This window comes from Ruegeria sp. YTSC199 (assembly GCF_059609725.1).
In genome coordinates this window covers 55,561-62,828 of the sequence record NZ_JBXWMF010000030.1, presented here as the reverse complement: position 1 = coordinate 62,828, position 7,268 = coordinate 55,561, and the positions used below count along the sequence as shown (strand labels likewise).

Genomic DNA, 7,268 nt, shown 5'->3' with positions numbered 1-7,268 from the left:
TTCGGCTTCGGCTTCGGCTTCGGCTTCGGCTTCGGCTTCGGCTTCGGCTTCGGCTTCGGCTTCGGCTTCGGCTTCGGAAAGGACCTCTTCTACCGGCTCTACCGCGTCAAGTGGCGCGTCGTCCTGCGTGGAAACGGTTTCAACCGCTTCGTCCGACTTGGGGTCTTTCACTGGCTTTTGATCGGTTTTTTTCTTACGAGCCACCGCAACATTCCCCTTATCGAATCCAATTTCACATGAATAACAGGCCACTCTAGGTTAATCGGTGGTCTCGCTGCCCTCAACCCGCATCGCATGTTTCACAAGCTTTTTAACAGCTTTCTGCATCGTCTTCGGGGTCGGCTCTTTGGCAATCTTCAGGCGCGCATAGTCCAAGGAATAAAGGGGTTCCGCCGTCGCTTCGCTGATTGCGACCAGCCACAAGGGTGCCGTACCCGTCCAGATATCGGCAAATTGTCGCGCCGTTCTGGGTGAAAAGAGGGGCGCAATTATCGGTGTATCTCCGCCGGCGGTCGCTGCAGCCTCGGGTGTCAGCGGTAACAGGCGCTGCAGATAGATAGGCTGTTCGCGCACGGTCAGGCCCGACTCGGTCAGGCGGGTGGCGATATCGCCCCGGCTGTGTTCGCCGCGCAGATGCAACAGCGGGCTTTCTGGTCGGTGTTTCAGCAGATAGGCCACAAGTTCCTCGGCTGTTGCACCAACCATCTGCGCGTCCCATCCGGCCCCTTTGGCCGTGCCGGTCGTCGCAGGGCCGACGCAAAAGGCGGGTATGTCCCGTGCGAGACCAAGAGACACGGCAGCATTCACCGCATTGGCCGAAGTAAAGATCAGCCCCCGAATACCCTGCGTGTCCACCTTGACCGGCAGAGGTCTGATTTCGAGGATCGGGGAATAGATGACCTCGACCCGGGATCTGGTGCGGGTCGGCAGCTGCGCAACGAACCGTTCAGAGGCAGCGCGCGGGCGGGTCATCAGCAAATACAACAGTCGGCGCCTTCCGCCTTGGGATTGTTTGCGTTCGCGCGGGGTGATACCCCGCTTGGCAATCAAGGTGTAGCGGATCGGGCCAATGGTGCAAACACTTACCGTCCTCGGACTGGAAAGCAGCTGTGACGACACAGCCGCCGCCGTCGTGCGCCAAACTGATGGTGCCGGGGCAGAAGTGCTGTCATCCATCGTGCATGGTCAGACCGAATTGCACAGCGCCTTTGGCGGCGTGGTCCCCGAGATTGCTGCCCGTGCCCATGCGGAAAAGCTAGATGCCTGTGTGGTGCAGGCCCTTGAGTCCGCGGATCTGACTTTGGCTGATGTGGACGCCATTGCAGTGACCGCGGGGCCGGGCCTGATCGGCGGCGTTATGTCTGGCGTCATGTGCGCCAAGGGCTTGAGCGCCGCAACCGGCCTTCCGCTGATCGGGGTGAACCATCTGGCAGGCCACGCCCTGACGCCGCGCCTGACCGACGGGATAGCCTTTCCTTACCTGATGCTGCTGGTCTCGGGCGGGCATTGCCAGTATTTGATCGCCCACGGGCCGGAGCAGTTCACCCGCTTGGGCGGCACCATTGACGATGCACCGGGCGAGGCTTTCGACAAAACCGCGCGGCTTCTGGGGCTGCCGCAACCCGGCGGTCCTTCGGTCGAGGCCGAAGCGCGGTTGGGAGATCCCAAACGATTCCGCTTTCCCCGACCGCTGCTGGACCGGCCCGGATGTGATCTCTCGTTTTCCGGGCTCAAAACCGCGCTGATGCGGATGCGGGACAAGATCGTTGCCGAGAAAGGCGGCCTGACCCGTCAGGACCGCGCTGATCTGTGCGCCGGTTTCCAGCAAGCTATCGTGGACACTCTGGCCGAGAAAACTCGCCGCGCAATGGATCGGTATTTTGAAGAAATCCCCTCCGACCCGGTGATCGCTGTGGCGGGCGGCGTGGCCGCTAACTCCGCCATTCGCTCTGCGTTAGAGACTGTTTGCAGCGAGAAAGGCGCGTGCTTTACTGCCCCGCCTCTCTCCCTTTGCACTGACAACGCGGCCATGATCGCCTATGCCGGGATGGAACGGTTTCGCACTGGCGCCCGCGATGGACTGAACCTGACGGCCCGGCCCCGCTGGCCCTTGGACCAAACCAGCCCCGCCATGTTGGGCAGCGGCAAGAAAGGCGCGAAGGCATGAGTGTTTCTGTTCTGGGATCAGGGGCTTTTGGCACGGCGTTGGCGATTTCGCTGGCAGGAAACGGGCCGGTAACCCTGTGGGCGCGGAATGCGGATCAGGCCAATCTGATGCAAACCACCCGCGAGAACATCGCACGGCTGCCCAATGTGGGTTTGCCTGAAGGTATCTCGGTCACCTCTGATATCACTAAAGCCGCTGAAAGCCAGATGCTGCTTGTTTCTGTACCCATGCAGAAATTGCGCGCAGCATTGACCGAACATGCCTCGGCTGTGGTTGGGAAAACGCTGGTCGCTTGCTGTAAGGGGATCGAGCTGTCCTCGGGCCTCGGGCCCATTTCGGTGATCCGAGAAACCATCCCGGACGCACAACCCGCTCTTCTGACCGGGCCCAGCTTTGCCGATGACATCGCGCGAGGCCTACCCACGGCACTGACCCTGGCCTGCGCCGATGACGTCCTGAGCCAGAACCTGCAGCACGAGCTGACCACGGCCAACCTGCGCCTTTATCGCACAACCGATGTCGTTGGGGCCGAACTGGGCGGTGCGTTGAAAAACGTCATGGCCATCGGTTGCGGGGCCACCATAGGGGCGGGCCTTGGTGACAGCGCCCGCGCCGCCCTGATGACCCGCGGATTTGCCGAAATGCAGCGGTTCGCCCTGATACGTGGTGCGCAACCCGATACGTTGATGGGCCTGTCAGGGTTGGGGGATCTGGTACTGACCTGCTCGTCCGAACTGTCCCGAAATTACCGTTTCGGCTTGAGTTTGGGTCTGAATCGTCCCTTTGACAGCCATACGACGGTCGAAGGTGTCGCCACGGCGCGCGCCATGTCTGAGATCGCCGCGAACGAAGGGCTGGACATGCCCATCAGCGCCACGGTGGCAGACCTGAGCCACGGCGCCTACAGTGTGGCGCAAGCCATCGAAACCCTGCTCAACCGCCCCCTCAAGGAGGAATAACATGCTGATTGCCCTCATCGCCCGTGACAAGGACGGCGCCCTGCAAACCCGGCTGGACAACCGCGCCGCCCATCTGGCCTATATCGAGGAAACCGGTGTTGTTTCTCAGGCTGGTCCGTTGCTGGACGGAGACGCGATGATCGGCTCTCTGGTGATATTGGAGGTCGAAGGCATGTCGGCCGCCGAAACCTGGGCCGAGAACGATCCCTACGCCAAGGCGGGGCTGTTCGATTCCGTCGACCTTATTCCTTGGAAGAAAGTGATCGGCTGATGGCGTACTGGCTGTTCAAATCCGAGCCGTCGACCTGGAGCTGGGACCAGCAGGTTGCCAAAGGGGATGCGGGTGAAGAATGGGACGGCGTGCGTAACTATCAGGCGCGCAATTTCATGCGGCAGATGGCGATTGGCGATCGCGGGTTCTTTTACCACTCGCAAAAGGACAAGGCGATCGTCGGTATCGTCGAGGTCTGCGCCGAGGCCCATCCCGACAGCACCACCGATGACGAACGCTGGGAATGCGTGGACATCAAGGCGGTGCGACCGTTCACAACGCCGGTGACACTGGACCAGATCAAGGCGGATGAGCGCCTGGCCGAGATGGTACTGGTGAGGAATTCGCGCCTGTCGGTACAACCGGTCAGCGAGGCTGAATGGCAGTTGATCTGTGCCTTGGGCAACACGCAAGCGAACTGATCAAGTAAAAAGGGAAGGCCCTGACGTATACAGAACCTTCCCTACCCCCGCGTGCTCCCTACTCACCACACGCGTATGGAAATCTCTGGTTCTGACCGTCCTGGTCACACCTGGACCTTAGCCGGGTTTCAGCAGGCATTTCAAATACCAAGTCTTTAAAAAATTGCTCAAATAGGAAACGCCCGCCGATGGGGAGGCGGGCGTTTTACTTGAAAACGAACAGTTTAGCCGTAGACGGCTTCTTTGCCGAAATGCTTGGTCAGCATGTAATAGACCACGGCGCGGTGTTTGTTGCGCTCGGACATGCCATAGGTTTCCAGCACTTTTTTGATGGCTTCCATCAGTTCGGGCCCATCAGCCAGGCCCAGTTTCTTGATGAGGAAGTTGTTCTTGACCGTCTCAAGCTCGCCATCTTGCGTGGCCGCGACGGTCGACGCGTCGGCGTCATAGATCGCCGGACCGCAGCCGATGGTAACCTTGGTCAGCAGGTCCATATCAGCGTCCATCCCGCATTTGTCTTTAAGATCTGCAGCGTATTTGGCGATCAAGTCGTCGCGTTTTCCCATTGTCATCTCCTTGTTCAATATTGGTTTCTGGCTACACCAGCGCCGCAAACACGGTAACGGGTGCGAAAATTTGCACAAAGGGAAAATTCTCCAGCATTCCCCCTTAAAATCACGCGATACATCTTCGGCTTGATTTTGGCATGACTTTATTTAACATTTAAGTTAAATAGAGTTGCCGCTTGGAATCAGGAGGACAAAATGCCCGTGTCGCTACCAAATGAGAGCCCGCAATACAGAGCTGCCCGAAAAACCTTGCTTAAGGCAGAAGCCGAGCTAAGGGCCAGTGTCGAGAACGTCGCAAACCTGCGGCGCAGCCTTCCCAAAGGAGGGGAGATTCCGCAGAACTATTCTTTCAGATCAGAACGGGGTGAGCCCGTAAAACTGTCTTCTCTGTTCGGTTCTCATGATACGTTGGCCATCTATTCCCTGATGTACGGTCCGGAAGCACAGTCGCCCTGTCCTATGTGCTCAGCCTTCCTGGATGGGTTGAATGGTCAAGTAACCCACATTTCCCAGAATATTGCCTTTGCAGTGGTGGCTCAGAACACCCCGGAAAAATTGGTGGGGCTCAAGACCAAGATGAGATGGAGCGATCTGCCGCTTTATTCCGCGCTTGGTACAGACTACCAGCACGACTATCTGGCCCAGGCTGAGGATGGAAGTCAGTTGCCGATCCTGAACGTCTTTCAACGCAATCAGGACAGTATCACTCATTTCTGGAGCTCTGAGCTGTTTTTTGAACCCAGCGAATGGCACCCGCGGCATGTGGATGCGGCCTGGCCCCTGTGGAACATACTGGATTTTACTCCGCAGGGCCGAGGAGACTTCATACCATCGCTACGCTGACTACAAAAGAAAACGGCGGCCAACCGGCCGCCGTTTCATTTCCGACAATTTCGGAAATCAGTAACGATAATGCTCGGGCTTATACGGGCCTTCAGGCTTCACGCCAATGTAAGCGGCCTGTTCGTTGTCCATTTTGGTCAGCTTCACGCCGATGCGGTCCAGATGCAGGCGCGCAACCTTTTCATCCAGGTGCTTGGGCAGGATGTAGACTTCGTTTTCGTACTCGTCACCCTTGGTAAACAGTTCGATCTGAGCCAGAACCTGGTTGGTGAACGAGGCCGACATCACGAAGGACGGGTGACCGGTGGCGTTGCCGAGGTTCAGCAGACGGCCTTCGGACAGCAGGATGATGCGGTTGCCCGAGGGCAGCTCAATCATGTCCACCTGTTCCTTGATGTTGGTCCACTTGTGATTCTTCAGGCTGGCCACCTGAATCTCGTTGTCAAAGTGGCCGATGTTGCCGACGATAGCCATGTCCTTCATCGCGCGCATATGGTCGATGCGGATCACGTCCTTGTTGCCGGTGGTGGTGATGAAGATATCCGCGCTGGCGACTTCGTCTTCCAGCAGTGTGACTTCGAACCCGTCCATCGCAGCCTGCAGGGCGCAAATCGGGTCAACCTCGGTGACTTTCACGCGGGCGCCTGCACCGCGCAGCGATGCGGCCGAACCTTTGCCTACGTCCCCGTAGCCGCAAACCACAGCAACCTTACCGGCCATCATGGTATCGGTGGCGCGGCGGATGCCGTCGACCAGCGATTCTTTACAGCCGTATTTGTTGTCGAATTTCGACTTGGTAACCGAGTCGTTCACGTTAATTGCCGGGAACGGCAGGTGGCCGTCTTTGACCAGCTGATACAGGCGGTTCACGCCGGTGGTGGTTTCCTCGGATACACCCTGAATCTGGTCACGCATCTTGGTGAACCAGCCGGGGCTTGCCGCCATACGCTTGGCGATCTGCTTTTTGATGACCTCTTCCTCTTCCGATCCGGGAACCGGGATGATGTCCTCACCCGCCTCGGCGCGTGCGCCCAGCAGGATGTACAGCGTCGCGTCGCCGCCATCGTCCAGAATCATGTTCGGGCCTTCGTCGAACAGGAAGGATTTGTCCAGGTAATCCCAGTGCTCTTCCAGCGTCTGGCCTTTGATGGCGAAGACGGGGATGCCTGCCTCGGCAATCGCGGCGGCGGCATGGTCCTGCGTCGAGAAAATGTTGCACGACGCCCAGCGCACATCCGCGCCCAGCGCAACCAGTGTTTCGATCAGCACAGCTGTCTGGATGGTCATGTGCAGCGAACCAACGATCCGTGCGCCTTTCAGCGGCTTCGACTCGCCATATTCCGCGCGCAGGGACATCAGACCCGGCATTTCGGTTTCGGCAATATCCAGCTCTTTGCGGCCGAACCCGGCCAATGAAATGTCTTTAACGATATAGTCCCCGGCCATCAGGTGCTCCATTGAGGTAAATCACGTTCCGGCTGCCCCTAGCATTCCTTGGGGCAGGTGGCAACGTTATTGGCCGGAAACGGGGTATTCCGCCGCTCAATTCAGCTGGGTTGACCCTTTAGCTTAATCTTTGGGATCGCTTCAAAAAAATCTGTGCCAACGGCGACAATACAACTAATGCCGTTCGCCTGGGTCACCAGAACCGTGTAGCTTCCGGTTTCCTTCGAGGTCCAGACCTCCATAATTGTCTGCGCACCGCGTGTTTTCTGCAATCCGCCAAAGACCAGCTCTTCTGAATAGCTGTCCTGCAGCTTGGCGATCACATGCTCGCGCTGTGCACAACTTTGGGCAAATGCGGGTGGGGCAGTGGCGGCCATTCCAAAGGCCATGGTAATTCCAAACAGTCGCTTAAACATAGCTAGCTCCTTTCGATACGGGTTACGTTCCGAGAGGGGCACACCAGGAGGAGCGTGCACCCCCCTCAGCACAAATGTCGGTATCACCACGCGCTGGTTCAAAGCACGTCTGGTCAAGAAAAAGTTGGCAGCTGGTGATCTCGACAGGTACATCATAACACAAAAGCGCGAAATT

Annotated in this window: 9 protein-coding genes and 1 pseudogene; 5 read left to right on the top strand and 5 right to left on the bottom strand. The window is 58.2% G+C overall.

The window, feature by feature from the left end; translation table 11 throughout:
• Positions 1-204, bottom strand: a pseudogene (locus AC2FEE_RS21580) (hypothetical protein); the annotation flags it as partial.
• A 54-nt stretch (positions 205-258) separates the two neighbouring features.
• On the bottom strand, positions 259-972 hold the full coding sequence (locus AC2FEE_RS21575; protein WP_496867428.1) for a uroporphyrinogen-III synthase: 714 nt from the start codon (positions 970-972) through the stop codon (positions 259-261).
• A 97-nt stretch (positions 973-1,069) separates the two neighbouring features.
• Here AC2FEE_RS21575 and tsaD point away from each other — a divergent pair, with 97 nt between their 5' ends.
• From tsaD to AC2FEE_RS21555, 4 genes are read left to right on the top strand one after another with little or no spacing between them, the layout of a single operon-like run.
• A complete protein-coding gene (gene tsaD, locus AC2FEE_RS21570; RefSeq protein WP_496867426.1) occupies positions 1,070-2,167 on the top strand; it encodes a tRNA (adenosine(37)-N6)-threonylcarbamoyltransferase complex transferase subunit TsaD in 1,098 nt (365 codons plus the stop codon).
• The gene (locus AC2FEE_RS21565) at positions 2,164-3,126 is read left to right on the top strand and encodes an NAD(P)H-dependent glycerol-3-phosphate dehydrogenase (protein WP_496867425.1); all 963 of its coding nucleotides are present in this window, start codon (positions 2,164-2,166) and stop codon (positions 3,124-3,126) included. The genes tsaD and AC2FEE_RS21565 overlap by 4 nt, the downstream gene beginning before the upstream one ends.
• Position 3,127: 1 nt before the next feature.
• The gene (locus AC2FEE_RS21560; RefSeq protein ID WP_480592044.1) at positions 3,128-3,397 is read left to right on the top strand and encodes a YciI family protein; all 270 of its coding nucleotides are present in this window, start codon (positions 3,128-3,130) and stop codon (positions 3,395-3,397) included.
• Entirely contained in the window at positions 3,397-3,819 is a 423-nt protein-coding gene (locus AC2FEE_RS21555) for an EVE domain-containing protein (protein WP_496867424.1), read from the top strand. Before AC2FEE_RS21560 ends, AC2FEE_RS21555 begins: the two co-directional genes overlap by 1 nt.
• Positions 3,820-4,043: 224 nt before the next feature.
• On the opposite strand, the gene AC2FEE_RS21550 is transcribed toward AC2FEE_RS21555, so the two are convergent.
• Complete coding sequence (locus AC2FEE_RS21550) at positions 4,044-4,385, bottom strand: DUF2853 family protein (RefSeq protein WP_496867423.1); 342 nt, start codon at positions 4,383-4,385, stop codon at positions 4,044-4,046.
• A 198-nt stretch (positions 4,386-4,583) separates the two neighbouring features.
• Here AC2FEE_RS21550 and AC2FEE_RS21545 point away from each other — a divergent pair, with 198 nt between their 5' ends.
• Positions 4,584-5,231: a DUF899 family protein gene (locus AC2FEE_RS21545; RefSeq protein WP_496867422.1), complete on the top strand. Its 648-nt coding sequence runs from the start codon at positions 4,584-4,586 to the stop codon at positions 5,229-5,231.
• Between the two features lie 57 nt (positions 5,232-5,288).
• Here AC2FEE_RS21545 and ahcY read toward each other — a convergent pair whose 3' ends face one another.
• Positions 5,289-6,677: an adenosylhomocysteinase gene (gene ahcY / locus AC2FEE_RS21540; protein ID WP_496867420.1), complete on the bottom strand. Its 1,389-nt coding sequence runs from the start codon at positions 6,675-6,677 to the stop codon at positions 5,289-5,291.
• A 101-nt stretch (positions 6,678-6,778) separates the two neighbouring features.
• Complete coding sequence (locus AC2FEE_RS21535; RefSeq protein WP_480641434.1) at positions 6,779-7,093, bottom strand: hypothetical protein; 315 nt, start codon at positions 7,091-7,093, stop codon at positions 6,779-6,781.
• Positions 7,094-7,268: the final 175 nt, after the last annotated feature.